The organism is Halalkalibacter sp. AB-rgal2 (assembly GCF_041821005.1).
Taxonomy (GTDB): domain Bacteria; phylum Bacillota; class Bacilli; order Bacillales; family Bacillaceae_D; genus Halalkalibacter.
The window spans coordinates 187,216-205,611 of the sequence record NZ_JBGUAV010000002.1 but is presented as its reverse complement, the minus strand read 5'-3'; the positions used below and the strand labels follow the sequence as shown (position 1 = coordinate 205,611).

Genomic DNA, 18,396 nt, shown 5'->3' with positions numbered 1-18,396 from the left:
GCATTGCCTTCTAAAGTACGTAAAGTCACTGTACGAATTATATATATGATAGCTCAACTTTTATTGTTGTTGAATAATATCCATTTACAGCAGAGACTATGCTCCTTTGGTCAATTATTTTCAAAAATGTTATCTTTCAGAAAAAAGAGTACAAAAGGATAAGCATAATGGTTTATGTTTTTTAGTTTTTCATGTACCGATGGTTTTATTCATACTTACTTAGATGCTCACTTTTATTACCAGTTATAAACGTTTTTCTAAGAATCATAATAACTATGTACCATATCAAACACAGTTGGGGGAATGGTTAATGCACCAGCAGCAGATGAGTGGAAATATGAATCCGATGAATATGAATGCAAATATGATGAATTCATCCCAAGGTTCGATTACTCAATCTCAGCAAATGAGTCCGCAAATGAACCATGGTGGTCATGAAGTTTTCGATTTGCATGAGGTTTTAACTGGGATGATTAATGTGTTGGATTCTTATATGATGTTTCGGACACATGTAAAGGATCAAGAATTAATGGATATTTTAGATCGTCAGTATTCATTTATTCTTGACCAATATAATATAACATGTGAATGTTTCCAAACAGGGCAGGATCCATCTCATCATACGAAAAAATATATGATGAGACAAAGTAATCAAATTGCATACGGGATCAAGCCAGCTCAGCCGAAAAAGCCGAAGCAATCAATGTCAGAAATAAATGACCAAGGTATAGCTGGGCATATGCTAGGTTTAATTAAATCAAACGCTTCTATACTAACGATGAGTTCGTTGGAAGTTACTAACCCTGTTATACGTCGTGTGTTAGCAGATACGGTGCCGAATTATATTGAGATGGCTTATGAGGTTTTCTTATATCAAAATAAGCAACATCAATATCAAGTTCCTCAATTATCTCCACAAGATATGAGTGCTATGACTCAAAGCTTTACGCCTGTCATGAATCAACAAACAATGTCGAGCATGACGATGCAGTAGCAACTATCAGTCAAGATGAAGGTATCCTTTAAGGACTAATTCTTAAAGGATACCTTTTTTATTTTTTTCGTACAAATGTTTAATGGACATGAAGATGGACTTGTATTTGTATCATCCAAAAAATTGCTCCGACTCTTTATTTTTTGCTTCACCATACCATTTTTTCATGCATTAATTGAGTAAATGCAAGGTAGGAAATCCGTTTCCAATTTTTTAAATGGTTTAAATGATTTCGTATAGAGACTTTTCATAGCTTCACTGGAGATGATAGCTGTTTGCTATAACGTATGTTTTCGAAGGAAGTTGGTATATGTCTTATTTATTGTGAAAAGACGTTATTCGGTTTAAGACTATTTAAACAAATAAAAAAAGCCTACTGAGGCATAAGTGCTTCTTCAGTAGGCTTATAGTCTATTGCCTATAATGCTCGTAAATCGCTGCGACGGTCTTTTTAGAGATGATCGTATCTTCAAAAGTAGGAGATTCTCTAACCATATCTTTATCGACATCAATGGTTATCGCTTGATCAAAGACATTCAATTCTGTAATAGACTCAATCGCCACAAGTCGGGATTCTTGTTCTTGCTCCATATCTATTTCTACATATTTCACTTTCCAGGTTTCAGGACATACAAGCATATCCTCGACTTTTCCTATTTTTCCTTCTTTACTATGAACCGTATACCCTCTCGTTTCATCGACACTTCGAAGTGGATTAGAATCCTCTTTGCGCAGTTGTTCATCTTCGTCTTTCTCGGTTGGTAAATCGTCTATAACTGGTGCAAGAGGTATTGGGCGTTGTCCAGTTGGATGACTCTCTATTGGTCCATGGCCTGCCATTGGACGTGCAACATGCCAGCCGTAATGAGTGAACAGTCTATCCTCAAAGTCGGATGTGATTGGTCCGTCATCACTTGGCTTCGGACTGTTTTTAATCATTTCTTTTGTTAATTGTACGCTTATATGCTTTTCATGTAAATCTGTTGCGCGGAACGACTCTGGGTGAAGTAATACTTTTCCACCAAACATCCAAGTGCGTGTGTTTCCGACAAGGTATCTAACATTAAATGTTTTTGCTTCAAAATAAATATCATCAATTTTTCCTAACTGACCATCGGTTGCCTTCATTGAAAATGATTCAAGTTCACTAGCTTTTATAATCATTTAAATCCTCTCCTCGTTAATGGTATAGTAAACCATTCCCGCAAGCAGAAGTTTTAAACATTTCATATTTTTTATGAATTATTACTTTAAATCCTTACACTTGAACCCTTGTTGATGTAACATTTTTGCTATATCAGGAAAGTTACCATTATAGTGATGGTTTTGGTAAAAGCCTGCTACTCTTTTCGTCCAACTTGTTTGTCTTTGTCCATTTGAACGCTCTTTAGTAAATCCTTCATAATTTTTGTTGTATTGTTCAACCATTGCAGTTTGGTCAGCATGATATGTTTCTTTATGATAAAAGGCTTCAATTGGTAGTCGTAAATTCTTCCCTGGATCATTTTGCCCGTATCCGATACAAAGACCTGAGATCGGAATGACATACTTAGGTAATTGAAGAAATTCAATGACGTCTAGTGGTTTTTTACGAATACCACCAATACATACCGTTCCTAAATGATAGGATTCTGCTGCCACTATCGCATTTCCTAAGGCAATCCCAACATCTGTTGCGCCCACAATCACACTGTCAATGTCTTCTACTGCTTCAAAAGCTACTCCTTCAAGTTCACTTGCGATTTTCGCACGGTGAAAATCAGCGCAAAAAACAAGGAATACAGGGGCTTGACGAATATGATCTTGATTTCCACATAATTCTGCTAGTTTATTTTTCCGTTCGATATCTGTAACGGCGATCACAGATACTTGCTGCCCATGAATCCATGTAGGAGCAGATTGTGCTGCTTTTATAATCGCTGATAATTCTTCTTCTTTAATCATTTCATTTGAATATTCTCGGAATGAACGATGGTTTGTGAGCGTTTGTACAACTTCATTCATGAAAAAAACTCCTTTACTAAGTAGTGACTAGTTACATTCGATGGGATTTCTTAACGATGATAAGTGTACTAAACGTACTTTATGATTTCAAGAAACGTGCATTCCGTGTATGATGAAAATGTATAGAAAGGAGTAGAGGATAAATGAATAGTGCTGCTATTGTTCTAGATATGGATGGAACATTGCTAACTAATGCAAATGAAATAACGGAGCCGTTAAAAGACATAGTTGAGCAAATACGTCAACAAGGCATCTATGTCTTTATTGCAACAGGAAGAACGATGAAAGAAGCACAGGATGTGCTGCCTCGCGACTTTAAAGTAGATGGCTTTGTGACAGCGAATGGGATGAGTGTTTCGATTGGTGAGAAGCAATTAGTTGAACATGTCCTCCCAAAACAAGTCGTAAGTGAGGTAGCATCTCTTGCTAGAAAGAAACAGGTTTATTATGAAGTTCATCCGACGCAGGGGCAGAGATATGTACTTAAGAAAGATTATCAAATGCTATTTGATCATTTAGTGGAGCCAAAGCCTGCTTCTGTTGAAGAAAATGAATGGTTTTCTCGACATGAGGAATTTAATAAAGAAATTCAATGGGTCGATGAATTGCTGTATTCAAACGTCATAAAAATGTATTTCTTTAGTCGGGATCGATTACGAATGGATGAGTGGAAAGAGGAGCTTTCCGTACTACAGAAGGACAATGATTTTTCAATGTTTTCATCTACTAATCATAATGTTGAAGTGACTGTAGCTAATATATCGAAAGCGACAGGTGTCCGTAAATTGCTTGAATATGTTGAAATTCAACGAGATCAAGTAATAGCGGTTGGAGATGGAGAAAACGACTTACCTTTATTTGAGTATGTCGGTTATCCTGTTGCGATGAAAAATGGAGCACATGTCGTGCAGAGGGCGGCAAAAGAGGTGACACGCTTTACGAATGAAGAGGATGGCTTGTATCATTTTCTTAAAGAAACCTTTCTGTCTTGAACGACCCTCCACTTAATTTTCTCGGGAAATTTAAAGTGGGGATCCCTATGAGCATTAGTAGTATGGGTAGACTCTGCCTGTAAATCCCCTCGGGTGTAACGAATACAATCGTTGCCCAAAGCATATGTATAAGCGTTATAGACTGAATGAGGAGGGTGAATATGAGCTCTTTACAAAGAATCACAAACGGTCAACTAATAACGGTTTTTGGTCAAGCAACTGAGACGGGAACTCCTAATAAAGCACAAGCATTGTTAGGAAGTGTGACGGAGAATGAACAAGTTCGTGTAGCGCAAGCAGAAAGCAGTGAAAGAATAGCAAATATCGTTTATCAATTAGAGATGCTCGGTATCTCAAAAGAAAACATACAGACTGATACGTATCGCGTTTCTCCAGAGTATGACTTTATTGATGGAAAACAAGTATTTCGGGGATATCGTGTGACTCATTTATTAAAAGTAGATATTGATTCAATAGATTTAGTCGGAACGGCGATCGATGTAGCAGTTGAAGCAGGTGCCAATTCCATTGTTTCGATCTCATTTTTATTAGGCGATCCATCAACCCTTTATGAACAAGCTTTGAGTAACGCTCTTGTAAATGCTAAAAGGAAGGCTGAAGTTATGGCTACGACGATGGGTGCGACGCTCCAGCCTCTTCCGTCTCGTGTTGTGGAAGTGGTGGAATCTCCTGTTCAACCTTATCGATCACCTGCTGTTTTAGCAGCGTATAGTGAAGGAACACCTATCCAAACAGGAGATTTGTCTATACATGCAAATGTTGAAGTCGATTATCATTTTCGTTCATAATTCTTTTTATCTTTAGATGTATGTTCTTTTTTGGTTTGTTCTTTGTTTGGACGAAAGTAGGTATTAGGAGTTGGGTCTTGTTTCGTATTTGGACGGTCTTGTCTAGCATACCAACTTATAATTTTCATTCTATCACCTCATTTAGCATCTTTGTCCTATCATTATGTTCAATCTTTCTCGCCTATGCATTCTTTATAAACAAAAAGTAATGATGCCCTCTTGCGATCGAAAGTATGTTCGTTTAAAATAAGAACATACTTTCGATATTTAGGGGGCGTTTTTATGGATATGAAACAAAATGAGTTACTACAACGAGGAAATAAGTTGTGGGAAATGAAGTTTGTTTTACCAGAGCATAAGAAAGAGCTTGTTAATTGGAAAGAAGAGCAAAATAAAGTCTCACGTCCACAATTAGATGAACAAGAGCTACTGGAAATCGAGAGGAAATTGATATATTCGTTGTATCATCATGAACCGTTGCAAATCGTTTATTGGGAAGATGGCTATTTACATGAAACGATCACTGTCATTATGCAAATTGAATATCAACAAAAACGAATACGCTGTAAAAATAAAGATGGGATTCTCGCCATTCAGATAGAACAGCTGAAACAAGTTGATGTATGATCTATTTAAAGAGGTCATTCAAAAGGTCTAATTTTAAGAGCACCAAAAAAGTTGTTTTTTAACTTTTTTTGGTGTTTTTGTACAAATGTTCTTAAAGGATGATTAGAAATGTTAAAAAAAGGGAAATAGGCATTAATGGAGGAGTGATAGCAGTGGAAGGAAAGATATATATTAATGGAGAATGGTTAGGTGAGCAGCTACCGCAATTGAAAGTAATGAACCCGGCAACGAATGAGTGCATTGGTACGATCAAACAAGCCGGGATAAGTGAAACTAAGACTGCCATTGTAGCTGCGAATGAGGCATTTAGGACATGGTCGAAAAAAACGCCTCATGAACGATTTCCTTTACTCATGGAATGGCATGATTTAATACTTCAAAATAAGCAATCATTAGCAAAAACAATTACAGAAGAGATGGGTAAACCAATAAAGGAATCAATAGGTGAAATTGAGTACGCGGCTTCATTTATTTCATGGTTTGCTGAGGAGGCAAAACGTATCTATGGTCGAAGTATTCCCTCACGTGCTAGGAATAAACGAATTCAAGTGATGAAGCAGCCAATTGGCGTCGTTGCAGCGATTACACCTTGGAACTTCCCTGCGGCTATGCTAACAAGGAAAATGGCACCTGCATTAGCATCTGGTTGTACGATTGTCGTTAAACCGGCTGAAGAAACTCCTTTAACAGCTATAAAATTAATAGAGTTAAGTAAGGAAGCTGGCATCTCAGATGGGGTGATCAATTTAGTCACAGGAGATGCTGAAGCGATCGGAAAAGAATTAACAACTAACTCGATTGTGAGAAAGCTAACCTTTACTGGATCAACGGAAGTTGGAAAGCTACTCATGCAACAAAGTGCAGAAACAATGCAAAATCTTTCGTTAGAACTAGGTGGACATGCTCCTGCCATTGTATGTGAAGATGCGAAAATAGATGAAGCAGTCAATGCGGTGATCGCTTCAAAGTTTAGAAATGCAGGTCAAACGTGTATATGTGTAAACCGTGTATACGTTCAACATACTATTTATGAAGAATTTATTACGAAACTCATACAAAAGGTTGCGAAATTAAAAGTAGGACGAGGCTTAGATGAACAGGTACAAGTTGGACCATTAATCAATAAGAAAGCGTATGAAAAAGTAAAATTACATATTGATGATGCGACGAGAAGAGGGGCGACTGTAAGAGTAGGTGGCGACGGATATGTAGATAAGGGATATTACTTTCAACCGACAGTTCTAATCGATGTGACCGATGATATGCTCATTATGAAAGAAGAAACCTTTGGGCCTGTCATTCCTGTTACTTCGTTTCAATCAGATGAGGAAGCGATTAGTCGGGCGAATCATAGCTGTTATGGATTAGCTGCGTATTTCTTTACAGAAAGTATGGCAAGAGGGCTTCACATTGCAGAAGAATTGGAGTATGGCATTATCGGTTGGAATGACGGAGCACCATCGATGGCGGAAGCGCCGTTTGGTGGAATGAAAGAGAGCGGAATAGGAAGGGAAGGAGGGACAGAAGGGCTTGAAACTTATTTAGAAACGAAATATATTTCATTAGGCATATAGATATATGATACAAAATTAATAAAAGCTAAAGAGAATTGTGTGTTATTATATATAGGTCTAATTGTATTATATTTATAGAACTAGTAATATTTTAAATAAATGTAAATAATCAGTAGAGGATGAGAGATACGTGAGAAGGCAATGGCAATATATCATTATTTTTACTTTTTTTATAGTTGCTTCTGTGTTTTTTTACTTTTTTTTATTTAATGAAGAAGAAGCCGATGTGGAAGTGGCGAATAACAACCTTGAAGAAGATGCAAAAAAAGATGAAGAAGCTGTTCAAGATGATAGGGAGAAAGATGATATTGAATTAACAAATATAAACATTGATTATATTGAAACAGATGTACAAATTGCTTATCAAGAAGGTCAAGAAGAAGTAGCGAACGAATTAATTGCTAAGCAGCACGAATATTTAAATGAATTAGCAGGTTGGGGAAATGCAGAAGTGTTAAGTTTTGAAGAACTGGTTGAGAGTAAGCAGTGGTTACAATTGAAGGATGATATTCAATGGCTGTACGAAGAAGGGTTTGATCATTCTTTAGTTGTGAACGACATGATGAGCGCAGAACAATTTGTTCGAGTAGCTGAAGCGGGTGACCGAATGTCGATTCGCTATATTCATCGAATTTTTCATGATTTAGATGCATCTATTAATGAAAGACAAGTCGATAGAGTATGGGGAGTTACAAATGCGTTCGGAACGAACCGTCAACAGCAAGAAGTGGTCAATTATTTAAGCAATACTCAATAAAATTTCATATTATGCTATACTAAAAGGAATGAAAAGATAGAAATGAGCAGATGATATGAACGTTTTTCAAAAGCAAAAAATAGTAGGTGAGCGTATAATCAAAACCGCGGTAGCTGTTTTTATAACAGCTACCGTATGTCATTTTCTTCATTTACCTTATGTGTTTGCCGTTATTATTGCGATTGTCACCATTGAACCGACGGCAGCGGCATCCATTAAAAAAGGAGCTGTGCGCTTTCCAGCAGCGTTAATTGGAGCTGCGCTTTCAATGACATTCACGTTTTTATTCGGACAAACCCCAATTACATATACATTAGCGGCATTTTTCACAATCTATGTTTGTCATAAATTAAAACTAGACGACGGTGCGCTGATTGCAACGATTACAGCTGTTGCGATGATTCCGATTAGTCATGATCAATATTTCCTTTCATTTGTAGAAAGAGCGGGTACAACAACAATTGGCTTATTTGTCTCAACGCTAGTCAATTTAACAATCCTGCCTGCTCATTTTTTGAAAGATATAAGCAAACGAAACAAAGAATTATTGCAACGTTTAGCTATTTTATTGGAACATCAAATAAATGACCTTATCGAACAGAGGAAATATCATAACTCAAATAGAAAAGGGGCCTACAGAGAATTGACAGCATCATTATCAAGAAATGAGTTGCTATGTCAATATCAAAAAGACGAATGGAAATATCATCGCCATTCGATCAAAGAACAACGATACTATATTATCGAACGTAGTAAGCTCGAGCATATCCAGCAGATTCATTATTATATTGGTCATTTATTAACGATACCATACGGATCATTTCGAACGAATGAGGCCGATTTAATCGAACTGAAAGCAGTAATGAAATTAATCATAGAAAGGTTAAATTTTCCTTCAGAACGAGTTAAGGATAGCTACTTAAATCATATCCACTATATTGAACAAGCCTTTTGGGAATCAGAAGAGGCGAGCTCTTCCGTTAAAACAAGAGAAGAGAATCATCCATTTTCAAATGAAAAGATGATTCTGTTCGTTCTTTTGTCTATTGATGATGAATTAAAAGAGATTACTAAACTGGAAAATAAGAAAAAGCAAATGAAGGGAATGAAATAGGAATGGACATATATGACGGTGTACACTTTTGGTCAAGGAGAAGTGTATACAAACCAGGCTCGCAGCTTAACGAAACGACCATACAGAAGGTAGAACAACAATTAGGGTATAGCTTACCTCAATCGTATATCAATTTAATGAAAAAACAAAATGGTGGTGATTTAGTATACCGTTATTTTGTATTTGAAGATGGTGAAGCAATAATTGTTCCTTATTTGTTCGAATTAGATGAAGAGAGTGGAGTCGGGATGTCACGAATATTTTTAGAACAATGTGATTTACCTGAGGAGTTGGTGTTGTTAACGGGCGATTTGGATGCATGGATTGCCTTAGATTATCGACAGGAAGAACCGACGATTGTTTATTTAATACAAGATGAAAATGGCATATGGGAACAAATAGAATTAGCTCAATCATTCTCAAAATTTATTAATCGTTTGATGAAAAAATAACGATTAGATACTTTACAAATTAATGAAGAGAAACTGCCTCTAAGGAAAAACTTAGAGGCAGTTTCTCGTATTATATAAGCTAAAAAATAGCTTGCGATATTTTAGTGAGAGTAATAATGAAGTTGTTAACAATTTGTTAGGTTATAAGATTGATATAATTACTTTATTAATTCATTTACATTGTGAAGATATTATTTTATAATTAACTAACAATAAAATAACTAAACTAACAAGCAAGCTTGCGACTTCAACAGACTCGCATTCATTTGTTTGAAAGGGAGCGATTTTTACTTGAGTATAAGGAGAAGTTCAAAACTGCTAACTGATTGGAAATTTAAAATGAGCGAGGATAAGTACTGGCTGCCTGCTCATGTCCCTGGCTGTGTTCATACAGATTTAATAAAAAATGGTAAGATAGAAGACCCTTTTTATGGGAAGAATGAGCTAGGTATTCAATGGATTGATAAAAAAGATTGGGAATACGCTACGACATTTGATCTAGATCCACAATTAGTGAATGCTCAGCATGTAGAACTGGAGTTTGCAGGATTGGATACGTATGCTGAAGTATACCTAAACAATGAGCATATTTTGTCTGCGGATAATATGTTCCGTACATGGAAGGTGGATGTTAAAAAGTATGTGAAGGAACGTGAAAATAAATTACGTGTTTATTTTCGTTCGCCGATAAAAGAAGATCTTCCTAAGCTTGAACAATTGGGTTATCAATTGCCAGCAGCAAATGACCATTCCGAAGATGGTGAATTAGGCGACAAAAGAGTAAGTATATTTGCTCGTAAAGCACCTTATCATTATGGCTGGGATTGGGGACCACGTTTTGTGACAAGTGGTATTTGGAAAGAAGTTAAGCTAGTTGCGTGGGAAGAACTCCACATAACTGATTTATATATTCGCCAAGATGAGATAAGTAAAAGCGCTGCTCGCGTAACGGCAATGATAGATATAGAAGCAAATGATTCATGGGAAGGAACATTAAAATTAACGACTGACGGAATTTCAATTGAACAATACGTAACACTCTATAAAGGGTTGAATCAATTAGAAATACCTTTAACTATTGAGAATCCTAAGCTATGGTGGTCAAGAGGATTAGGGGAACAGCATTTTTACTTTTTTACGCTATCATGCGAACAAACTGAAAAAATTGTGGCAGAAAAAACTGTAAGAACAGGATTACGAACGATCAACGTCATTAGAGAAAATGATGCAAGTGGTCAGTCATTTTATTTTGAGTTGAACGGAGTACCCATTTTCACAAAAGGAGCTAATCATATTCCGAATGATAGCTTTGTAACAGAAGTAACGTATGACCGTTATAAACATGAAATTGTCAGTGCTACTGAGGCGAATATGAACATGCTTCGAGTTTGGGGTGGGGGTATTTATGAATATGACGCTTTCTATGAACTTTGTGATGAACACGGTATTTTAGTTTGGCAAGATTTCATGTTTGCTTGTAGTATGTACCCAGGGAATACTGAATTTTTAGCTAGTGTGAAAGCCGAGGCTATTGATACAGTAAAACGCTTGCGTAATCATCCATGTATGGCGATTTGGTGTGGAAACAATGAAATCGATTCAGCGTGGGCACACTTTGTTGAAGATGCAGGTTGGGGATGGAAACAAGATTTTACGAATGAACAACGTGAGAAAATTTGGAGTGATTATGAAGCGATCTTTCATGAGTTGCTTCCAAGTGTTGTTGAAAGCTTAGCACCCGATGTATTTTACTGGCCATCATCACCGATGCAAGCTATTACAAACAATGAAGATCAGCATGCAACGACGACATCAACTAAGGGGGATATCCACTACTGGGAAGTGTGGCATATGCAAAAGCCTTTCAGCGAATATAACACACATGTTGGACGCTATATGAGTGAATATGGATTTCAATCATTTCCCGAACTGAAAACAGTCAAGTCCTATACACCTGATAATCAATTAGCGTGGGAGTCTGACGTAATGCTACACCATCAAAAAAATGGAGATGGAAATTTCCTGATTAAGCAATATATGGATATGTATTTACCAGAGCCTAAAGATTTCCCATCTTTTCTATATATGAGCCATGTTTTGCAAGCCGAAGGAATTAAAAGTGCGATTGAAGCACATCGTCGTCATAAACCATTTTGTATGGGCACATTATATTGGCAAATGAATGACTGTTGGCCTGTCGCATCTTGGTCTAGTATGGACTATTATGGTCGATGGAAAGCATTACATTATTTTGTCAAGAAAAGCTTCAAAGATGTAGTGTTATCGATAGATGGAACGGATGAGGAAAAGGTCCATATTCATTTAATTTCCGATAGCATTGAAGATGTGCTTGGTACATTGGACTTGCACGTAATGAAGTTTGATGGGGAAACTATCTTTTCAACAACGCGAGATGTAAAGGTTAAAGGTAATACAGCTCAAAATATATATTCAGTAACGATTGAAGATTTCATTAAAGAATATGAGCGAAATGATATTGTTCTAGTCGCGAAGCTTATAACTGACAAAGGAATTATTGATGTGAAGGAGCATTACTTTGTACACAGTAAAGATCTACAGTTAGTTGATCCAGAAGTTAAAGTGAAACGATTAAGTGATTCGGAATTTGCATTAACATCAAACGTATTGGCGAAAAATGTATACCTTGAAGCAGAAGAAGAAGGTATATTTACAGATAATTATTTTGATTTGTTACCAGGTGAAACAAAGGTTATAACGTTTAAAGAGATCGGTAAACAAAGCTTTGTTCCGAAACGCTTAGACACGCTTCATGTGAGTTCGATGTTAGATCATATAAAATAAAACACGATGAGATGATAGTGTTCATTAAAAAGACCATTGGAAGGTGGAAATTCAACCATTTTCCAGTGGTTTTTAGTTACTAATGATCATTTCGTATGACTCTTTTATAACAAGCATAATAATGGTATGATCAAAAGTGGTGAAAAAATGACTTAGAAATAAAAGTATTCTAATTAACTGGAGGATAACGTGAGAAATCTCATCGTATCAATGGTGATTCTATTCGTTTTGTCAGGTTTGGTAGCCTGTCAAAGTATAAATACCATACAACCTAATTTATCATTTCAAGATGAAAGGCTAGAAAATTTAATAGATAAGATGATCAGTGAAGAAGCGAATACGGATAGCTCATTCAAAAATGAATTACATGCAATAAAAAAGTTAGATTTGTCAGATTACGGAATTGCTAATCTTGAGGGGATTGACGTTCTAGAAGGTTTGGAAGAAATCATTCTAACTGGAAATGAACTAGAGAGCTTAGAACCATTACTTGCGTTACCTAACCTTTTAGTTGTTAACTTGGAAGGAGTTTCAATTGATCGTTCTGAAGGTTCCAATGACCTAAGCGTTATTCAAGCATTACTAGAAAATGATGTAGAAGTGCTTTATGATGATGATGATGAGCAGATTTTTTCAAAAGGATTATTATTTGAAGTAGAAAATAATAACAGCAAAATTTATTTGTTTGGCTCGATTCATATAAATAGTGATGAGCTATTTCCTTTGCATCCTGAAATTGAAGATGCATTTAATCAATCAGATCAAGTTGCTTTTGTCGTGAATGTAAATGAAAAAGATGAAGTAGCCATTATGCAAGCGATGGTTGAGCTAGGAGTCTATAATGATGGTACTTCATTAGAAAACCATATTTCAGCAGAATTGTATGATGATTTAATTTCATTTATAGGCAACTATGAATTAGAAGAAGAAGCGATTACGAGATTCAAGCCTTGGGCAGTGGCTGACATGCTTCAATCCATATTAATTGAAAATTATGGGTACTCAAATAGAAAAAGTATTGACCAATATTTTCTAATGAAGGCCGAAGAAGCACAAAAGCCTGTCATGAGCTTAGAGCATTTCAAAGATCAAATGATTTTAAGTAATGAAATCGATTTAGAACAACAAGAACGTTTATTAGAGCAAACATTGAATAGTATTCAAGACTCCGGAAAAGTTCGTTCTAACTTGGAAACGATGTGGGTGACATCACAAGCTGAAGAATTGGCTGGATTACGAGATAGCCAAAAATATAGAGATCTAGATACGAGTCCTTTTTCATTAGCATTGGTGGAAAAACGTGATCAACAAATGACAGAAAAATTAGAAGAAATTCTCAAGGAAGAGCAAGAAGTGACTACTTTTGTCGTTGTGAATACCCTGCATTTAATTGGTAACGGGAATATAACGGAATTGTTAGAAGACAAAGGTTATCGCGTTAACCATTTGCTAGTAGACTAAACTTTATAGAAGAGGCTAGGACACAACAAAAGTGTTTAGCAGAGCATCCGAACATCTCGAATACGGTAGGTAAGTATATTTCAGGAGTGGCTTATTTGCGCCGCTATGACTTGTTATGTTGCTCATGTGTGAGAAAGCTTATGTCCTAGCTTCTTTTTCCTTTTTATGTTTGGGGTTGTATGAAAAACGTAATATCCTACTTTTCTTATTGGGAATTTTACGATAAAATGATTTTGGAACTGAAAAAGATTGAAATATTACGATTTGAGGAGTGGAACTATGGGAAAAGTTTTTATTTTTGGGCATAAGAATCCTGATACAGATACGATCTGTTCTGCCATTGCCTATGCTGAACTGAAGAAGCAATTAGGATTAGATGTAGAGGCAGTTAGGCTTGGAGACACAAATGGTGAAACGAATTATGCGTTAAAACAATTTAATGTTGAAGCACCTCGTCTAGTAGAGAATGTATCCAGTGAGGTGGATGAAGTTATTTTAGTTGATCATAACGAAAAACAACAAAGTGCGAATGATATTGATCAGGTTCGTGTCTTAGAAGTCATTGATCATCATCGAATCGCAAATTTTGAAACGAGCGATCCCCTATATTATCGTGCAGAACCGGTTGGTTGTACAGCAACGATATTAAATAAACTGTATAAGGAAAATGGTGTGAACGTTAAGAAAGAAATTGCAGGCCTCATGTTATCTGCGATTATTTCTGATTCTCTTCTTTTTAAATCACCAACTTGTACGGAAGAAGATGTTAAAGCTGCTCGTGAGTTAGCTGAAATTGCAGGAGTTAATACAGAGAATTACGGATTAGACATGTTAAAAGCGGGTGCTGACACTAGTGATAAATCGGCGAAAGATCTTATCACACTAGATGCAAAAGAATTTGAAATGAATGGCAAAAAGGTTGAAATTGCACAAGTGAATACAGTAGATACGGATGATGTATTTGCACGTCAAGCTGAGTTAGAAACAGAAATTCAATCTGTTGTGAATGAAAAGAATTTAGATTTATTTTTACTTGTTGTAACGGATATTCTGAATAATGACTCAGTTGGTTTAGCCGTTGGACAAGCTCAATCAGCCGTTGAGAAAGCATTTAATGTTTCTTTACAAGATAATAAAGCATTACTTGAAGGTGTAGTTTCACGTAAGAAACAAGTTGTACCCGTGTTAACGGCTGCATTCTAAGAGACAATGGTGCTCACTAAGAAGAAGCTCGCAAAGGTGAGAAGTTTGATTTTTTATTTTTTGGTGGCTCAACTCCATGATTTTCTTAGTGAGCTTTAGTAAACGAGTTCTAGGTCGAATCCTACCGTTTTATTATAGGATTGACATTGTATACTTATTTCGGTATGATATATCTATTAAATTACATATCTTCCTAAAGGGGAGTAGCTTTTACAATAATGTCGTCATTACAGAGTGCAGACTCTCGGTATTATTGGCAACTTGCATATTTGTTGTTAGCAAGACCTTTACGCTACAGTAAGGGTCTTTTTCTGTGCTTTTTTAGACCTTTACCTAATGGTAAGGGTCTTTTCTTTTTGTGCTTAAAGAACTTAAAGAGATTGGATGAAATGGAAAGAGAGTGACTGTGGAAGTTATGATAAGAGGTTTAGTATATACGATTTGGAGGTGGATCACATAATGAAACGTTTCTTTAAAAAAATGCTATTTATGTTAAAACTGTGGAGATTTATTCCTTTTATGAAAGATTTCTATTTATCAAATGAAGTAAAGAATTCCTATAAGGTCATAGGGACGATAGCGATTCTATTGTATCTATTTATTCCTTTTGATTTAATACCAGATTATCTTGGAGTCATTGGCTTTGTAGATGATTTTATTATCATCACTTTTATTATAAATCGAATGATCGCTGTAGCACCGGATACTTTAAAAAAGAAGCATCGATTATTAAAAGCGAATTAATGAGGAGGAGTGGTTACATATGGAGTGGTCCATTTTATTAGAATATAGTTGGGTGTTGCTTGTTCTAATCGTACTAGAAGGCTTGTTGGCAGCCGATAATGCTTTAGTTTTGGCGATTATGGTGAAGCATTTGCCAGAAAAGCAACGTAAAAAAGCTTTGTTCTATGGTTTAGCTGGTGCTTTTGTTTTTCGTTTAGCTTCTTTATTTATGATTTCATTTGTAGTAGGGGTATGGCAGGTGCAGGCAATCGGCGCTCTTTACTTACTATTTATTGCTAGTAATCATTTATTTCGAAAATTTATGATAAAGAGACAAGAAGATTCTATACAGCAAGTAAAAACAAAAAAATCTGGATTTTGGGTGACAGTATTAAAAGTTGAAATTGCTGATATTGCCTTTGCAGTAGACTCTATATTGGCGGCTGTTGCGTTAGCGATGGTTTTACCAGATACAGCTTTACCGCCAATAGGTGGTATAGATGGAGGGAAATTCATTGTCATATTCTTGGGGGGATTTATAGGGTTAGTTATCATGCGTTTTGCAGCAGGCATATTTGTGAATTTGTTACATGCACGACCTGGTTTAGAAGTTGCCGCTTTTGTTATTGTTGGCTGGGTAGGAGTGAAGCTTGCTGTTTATACGCTTTGTCACCCTGCCTTAGATGTATTACCTGAAACATTCGCAGAGTCAACAGAGTGGAAAATAACTTTTTATCTCGTTTTGATTGCTATTGCTTTGGCTGGTTGGTTTCTATCTAAAGAAAAGAAAGTAAGTGAAGAAAAAAAACAAACAGCCTCATAATGAGCATGTTATGATTGAGAGAGAGAAGTTCTCATCGTAAAGGTGAGCATATCCAAATTTAAATAGATATAGTGGGAGTGAATGTGATGGCCTATTTTGCAGCGATTTTACATATGGCAAAGCCAGAATTAAATGCGAAGCACCGGCAAAGTCATTTAGATTATTTAAAGACACTTGAAGAGCAAGGAAATGTATTCGCAAAAGGTCCTTTTGTAGATGGAAATGGTGGTATGGTTATTTATGAGGCTAATCATTTTGACGAAGCGCAATTATTAGCAAATGAGGATCCATATGTGAAGTTAGGTGTTCGGCGTCTTGAATTACATGAATGGAACATGACAAGGTAAATGAAAATGGTATGCCCTTAAAGGTCGCTCAGCCTTTAGGGCATACTTTTTTTGATGGATTTAACCAATATTATTAATCTCGTTTAAGATGTCAGCAGTTAATTCAAATGATCGAAGTCTTGCAGCATGATCATATATTTGTGTGTGAACAATGATTTCATCGGCTTCTGTTTTTTTAATAAAGTCAAGAAGCTTCTCTTTTACGGTCTCGGGACTTCCTATAATGGAGGAACCTAATTGCCGCTCTAAAACGGTTTCCTCATGAGGCTGGATGGATTCTCGAATTTCCTCAACTGGTGGTTGGAGCTTAGATGGTTTATTTCGAATAAGGTTTAAAAAGGATCGGACTAATGACGAACTTAAAAAATCTGCTTCTTTATCGGTATCAGCAACAATAATATTTACACCTACCATTGCATAAGGTTTGTCAAGTTTATTAGAAGGAGTAAAGTGATCTTTGTATAAACGCAATGCTGGCACTGTGTTTTCAGGTGAAAAATGGCTAGCAAAGGCAAAAGGTAAGCCTAGTTCAGCTGAAAGCCTTGCACTAAAATCACTAGACCCTAACAACCAAATTGGAATGTCTAGTCCTTCTCCTGGAAATGCTCGTACTTTTCGGTACTCAGGTTCTATTGAAGGATTAAAATATGATCGCAATTCAGTTAAAAGCTCGGGGAAATCTTGACCGCCTATCCGGTTTCCTCTTCTAAGTGCTTGAGCTGTCATTTGATCTGTTCCGGGTGCTCTCCCTAAACCGAGGTCAATTCGACCTGGAAATAAAGATTCTAAAGTACCAAATTGCTCAGCAATAACGAGTGGTGAATGGTTTGGAAGCATGATCCCTCCGGATCCAACACGAATGGAAGATGTTACTTGGGCAATATGGCCAATTAATACGGAAGTAGCGGCACTTGCGATACCAGGCATATTGTGATGTTCAGCTAACCAAAAGCGGTGGTAGCCCCATTTTTCCGTATGTGTAGCTAAATCAACTGAATGTTTAAAAGAGTCACTTGCACTTTGTCCTTCATTTATCGGCGCTAAGTCAAGCACAGAATAGCGAATAGAATATCTCATTTTTTGTTCACTTCTTTCTATAGATCTGAAACCATTTTAGCAGGGATATTTCGTATATCAAAATAAAATGCTTAAGGAATTAGGATAAAGGTATTCACCTATACCTCATGACTTCCATATACTAACGTGAAAAGCTTTCAAGGGAGGTAGTTTAATGTTTGAAGGACCATCCGTTCAGTATTTACCACCAACAGTTATTTCGCAATATGTCAATCAGTGGGTTACAACCTCTATTCCGACATATGGCCAAGTAGTTGCCTATATTACAGGTTTCAACCGCCGTACAGGCATGGTGTCGATGTTTATGTATGCTCCCCCTCGTTATCAACCGCAATTTATTCAAGTTCACAATAGTGATTTGATTGGCGTTAGCCCTTATTATGGACCTGTTCCACCACGTCCAGGACGCCCGCCGGGACCGTGGCAGCCACAGCCACCACGCCCGCCATATCCAGGGTTCCCAGGTCAGCCAGGTACTGGCGTTGGCTTTTGGCCATGGATGTATTACCAATTAGGGTCTGCTATTTTTAGATAATCATTGAAAAGAGTGCTGAACATATCGTTCGGTACTTTTTTGTAGCTCTTGTTGAAAAAGTTGTGTAAAATGTTTAGTGTA

The 18,396-nt window shown here is 36.5% G+C and carries 19 protein-coding genes; 15 read left to right on the top strand and 4 right to left on the bottom strand.

The annotated features are described in order from the left end of the window. Positions 1 to 367 precede the first annotated feature (367 nt). Positions 368 to 994, top strand: a complete 627-nt coding sequence (locus ACERJO_RS02575; RefSeq protein WP_373646503.1) for a spore coat protein — start codon at positions 368 to 370, stop codon at positions 992 to 994. A gap of 411 nt (positions 995 to 1,405) precedes the next feature. Here the strand turns inward: ACERJO_RS02575 and ACERJO_RS02570 are convergent, their stop codons facing one another. Continuing rightward, entirely contained in the window at positions 1,406 to 2,158 is a 753-nt protein-coding gene (locus ACERJO_RS02570) for a hypothetical protein (protein WP_247105715.1), read from the bottom strand. Between the two features lie 81 nt (positions 2,159 to 2,239). Continuing rightward, positions 2,240 to 2,998 (bottom strand): NADPH-dependent oxidoreductase, encoded by a 759-nt coding sequence (locus tag ACERJO_RS02565; protein ID WP_373646455.1) that lies wholly within the window; start codon positions 2,996 to 2,998, stop codon positions 2,240 to 2,242. A gap of 143 nt (positions 2,999 to 3,141) precedes the next feature. Here ACERJO_RS02565 and ACERJO_RS02560 point away from each other — a divergent pair, with 143 nt between their 5' ends. Together ACERJO_RS02560 and ACERJO_RS02555 are read left to right on the top strand one after the other, a co-directional pair. Further along, positions 3,142 to 3,990, top strand: a complete 849-nt coding sequence (locus tag ACERJO_RS02560) for a Cof-type HAD-IIB family hydrolase (RefSeq protein ID WP_247105713.1) — start codon at positions 3,142 to 3,144, stop codon at positions 3,988 to 3,990. Positions 3,991 to 4,151: 161 nt separating this feature from the next. After that, the gene (locus tag ACERJO_RS02555) at positions 4,152 to 4,799 is read left to right on the top strand and encodes an SIMPL domain-containing protein (RefSeq protein ID WP_373646454.1); all 648 of its coding nucleotides are present in this window, start codon (positions 4,152 to 4,154) and stop codon (positions 4,797 to 4,799) included. Here ACERJO_RS02555 and ACERJO_RS02550 read toward each other — a convergent pair. Then, on the bottom strand, positions 4,784 to 4,927 hold the full coding sequence (locus ACERJO_RS02550) for a hypothetical protein (RefSeq protein WP_247105711.1): 144 nt from the start codon (positions 4,925 to 4,927) through the stop codon (positions 4,784 to 4,786). The genes ACERJO_RS02555 and ACERJO_RS02550 overlap by 16 nt on opposite strands. A 154-nt stretch (positions 4,928 to 5,081) precedes the next feature. On the opposite strand from ACERJO_RS02550, the gene ACERJO_RS02545 reads away from it, so the two are divergent. The 11 genes from ACERJO_RS02545 to ACERJO_RS02495 all read left to right on the top strand — a co-directional run bounded on the left by ACERJO_RS02545 (position 5,082) and on the right by ACERJO_RS02495 (position 16,703). Beyond that, complete coding sequence (locus tag ACERJO_RS02545; RefSeq protein WP_247105710.1) at positions 5,082 to 5,426, top strand: YolD-like family protein; 345 nt, start codon at positions 5,082 to 5,084, stop codon at positions 5,424 to 5,426. A 152-nt stretch (positions 5,427 to 5,578) separates the two neighbouring features. Then, a complete protein-coding gene (locus ACERJO_RS02540; RefSeq protein ID WP_373646453.1) occupies positions 5,579 to 7,000 on the top strand; it encodes an NAD-dependent succinate-semialdehyde dehydrogenase in 1,422 nt (473 codons plus the stop codon). 130 nt (positions 7,001 to 7,130) lie between these two features. Beyond that, positions 7,131 to 7,757 (top strand): hypothetical protein, encoded by a 627-nt coding sequence (locus ACERJO_RS02535; protein WP_247105709.1) that lies wholly within the window; start codon positions 7,131 to 7,133, stop codon positions 7,755 to 7,757. Between the two features lie 55 nt (positions 7,758 to 7,812). Then, complete coding sequence (locus tag ACERJO_RS02530; RefSeq protein WP_247105708.1) at positions 7,813 to 8,871, top strand: FUSC family protein; 1,059 nt, start codon at positions 7,813 to 7,815, stop codon at positions 8,869 to 8,871. 2 nt (positions 8,872 to 8,873) lie between these two features. Next, positions 8,874 to 9,323, top strand: coding sequence for an SMI1/KNR4 family protein (locus ACERJO_RS02525; protein WP_373646452.1), 450 nt, complete (start codon positions 8,874 to 8,876; stop codon positions 9,321 to 9,323). 339 nt (positions 9,324 to 9,662) lie between these two features. Beyond that, positions 9,663 to 12,146, top strand: coding sequence for a beta-mannosidase (locus ACERJO_RS02520; RefSeq protein WP_373646451.1), 2,484 nt, complete (start codon positions 9,663 to 9,665; stop codon positions 12,144 to 12,146). A 189-nt stretch (positions 12,147 to 12,335) separates the two neighbouring features. Beyond that, on the top strand, positions 12,336 to 13,607 hold the full coding sequence (locus tag ACERJO_RS02515) for a TraB/GumN family protein (protein WP_247105705.1): 1,272 nt from the start codon (positions 12,336 to 12,338) through the stop codon (positions 13,605 to 13,607). Between the two features lie 279 nt (positions 13,608 to 13,886). Next, on the top strand, positions 13,887 to 14,810 hold the full coding sequence (locus ACERJO_RS02510; protein WP_247105704.1) for a manganese-dependent inorganic pyrophosphatase: 924 nt from the start codon (positions 13,887 to 13,889) through the stop codon (positions 14,808 to 14,810). Between the two features lie 459 nt (positions 14,811 to 15,269). After that, entirely contained in the window at positions 15,270 to 15,554 is a 285-nt protein-coding gene (locus ACERJO_RS02505; RefSeq protein ID WP_247105703.1) for a DUF1232 domain-containing protein, read from the top strand. Positions 15,555 to 15,573: 19 nt separating this feature from the next. After that, positions 15,574 to 16,356 (top strand): TerC family protein, encoded by a 783-nt coding sequence (locus tag ACERJO_RS02500; protein ID WP_247105702.1) that lies wholly within the window; start codon positions 15,574 to 15,576, stop codon positions 16,354 to 16,356. An 86-nt stretch (positions 16,357 to 16,442) separates the two neighbouring features. After that, a complete protein-coding gene (locus ACERJO_RS02495; RefSeq protein WP_247105701.1) occupies positions 16,443 to 16,703 on the top strand; it encodes a YciI family protein in 261 nt (86 codons plus the stop codon). 60 nt (positions 16,704 to 16,763) lie between these two features. Here ACERJO_RS02495 and ACERJO_RS02490 read toward each other — a convergent pair whose 3' ends face one another. Then, positions 16,764 to 17,780 (bottom strand): LLM class flavin-dependent oxidoreductase, encoded by a 1,017-nt coding sequence (locus tag ACERJO_RS02490; RefSeq protein ID WP_373646450.1) that lies wholly within the window; start codon positions 17,778 to 17,780, stop codon positions 16,764 to 16,766. A gap of 154 nt (positions 17,781 to 17,934) precedes the next feature. Here ACERJO_RS02490 and ACERJO_RS02485 point away from each other — a divergent pair, with 154 nt between their 5' ends. Then, positions 17,935 to 18,315: a hypothetical protein gene (locus ACERJO_RS02485; RefSeq protein WP_247105699.1), complete on the top strand. Its 381-nt coding sequence runs from the start codon at positions 17,935 to 17,937 to the stop codon at positions 18,313 to 18,315. The last annotated feature ends 81 nt before the right edge of the window (positions 18,316 to 18,396 follow it).

What these genes read in the sequence shown, in the direction of transcription:
- ACERJO_RS02575 (WP_373646503.1), top strand. Translation starts at nt 368, where the DNA reads ATGAATTCATCCCAAGGTTCGATTACTCAATCTCAGCAAATGAGTCCG.
- ACERJO_RS02570 (WP_247105715.1), bottom strand. Translation starts at nt 2,158, where the DNA reads ATGATTATAAAAGCTAGTGAACTTGAATCATTTTCAATGAAGGCAACC.
- ACERJO_RS02565 (WP_373646455.1), bottom strand. Translation starts at nt 2,998, where the DNA reads ATGAATGAAGTTGTACAAACGCTCACAAACCATCGTTCATTCCGAGAA.
- ACERJO_RS02560 (WP_247105713.1), top strand. Translation starts at nt 3,142, where the DNA reads ATGAATAGTGCTGCTATTGTTCTAGATATGGATGGAACATTGCTAACT.
- ACERJO_RS02555 (WP_373646454.1), top strand. Translation starts at nt 4,152, where the DNA reads ATGAGCTCTTTACAAAGAATCACAAACGGTCAACTAATAACGGTTTTT.
- ACERJO_RS02550 (WP_247105711.1), bottom strand. Translation starts at nt 4,927, where the DNA reads ATGAAAATTATAAGTTGGTATGCTAGACAAGACCGTCCAAATACGAAA.
- ACERJO_RS02545 (WP_247105710.1), top strand. Translation starts at nt 5,082, where the DNA reads ATGGATATGAAACAAAATGAGTTACTACAACGAGGAAATAAGTTGTGG.
- ACERJO_RS02530 (WP_247105708.1), top strand. Translation starts at nt 7,813, where the DNA reads ATGAACGTTTTTCAAAAGCAAAAAATAGTAGGTGAGCGTATAATCAAA.
- ACERJO_RS02525 (WP_373646452.1), top strand. Translation starts at nt 8,874, where the DNA reads ATGGACATATATGACGGTGTACACTTTTGGTCAAGGAGAAGTGTATAC.
- ACERJO_RS02520 (WP_373646451.1), top strand. Translation starts at nt 9,663, where the DNA reads ATGAGCGAGGATAAGTACTGGCTGCCTGCTCATGTCCCTGGCTGTGTT.
- ACERJO_RS02510 (WP_247105704.1), top strand. Translation starts at nt 13,887, where the DNA reads ATGGGAAAAGTTTTTATTTTTGGGCATAAGAATCCTGATACAGATACG.
- ACERJO_RS02505 (WP_247105703.1), top strand. Translation starts at nt 15,270, where the DNA reads ATGAAACGTTTCTTTAAAAAAATGCTATTTATGTTAAAACTGTGGAGA.
- ACERJO_RS02500 (WP_247105702.1), top strand. Translation starts at nt 15,574, where the DNA reads ATGGAGTGGTCCATTTTATTAGAATATAGTTGGGTGTTGCTTGTTCTA.
- ACERJO_RS02495 (WP_247105701.1), top strand. Translation starts at nt 16,443, where the DNA reads ATGGCCTATTTTGCAGCGATTTTACATATGGCAAAGCCAGAATTAAAT.
- ACERJO_RS02490 (WP_373646450.1), bottom strand. Translation starts at nt 17,780, where the DNA reads ATGAGATATTCTATTCGCTATTCTGTGCTTGACTTAGCGCCGATAAAT.
- ACERJO_RS02485 (WP_247105699.1), top strand. Translation starts at nt 17,935, where the DNA reads ATGTTTGAAGGACCATCCGTTCAGTATTTACCACCAACAGTTATTTCG.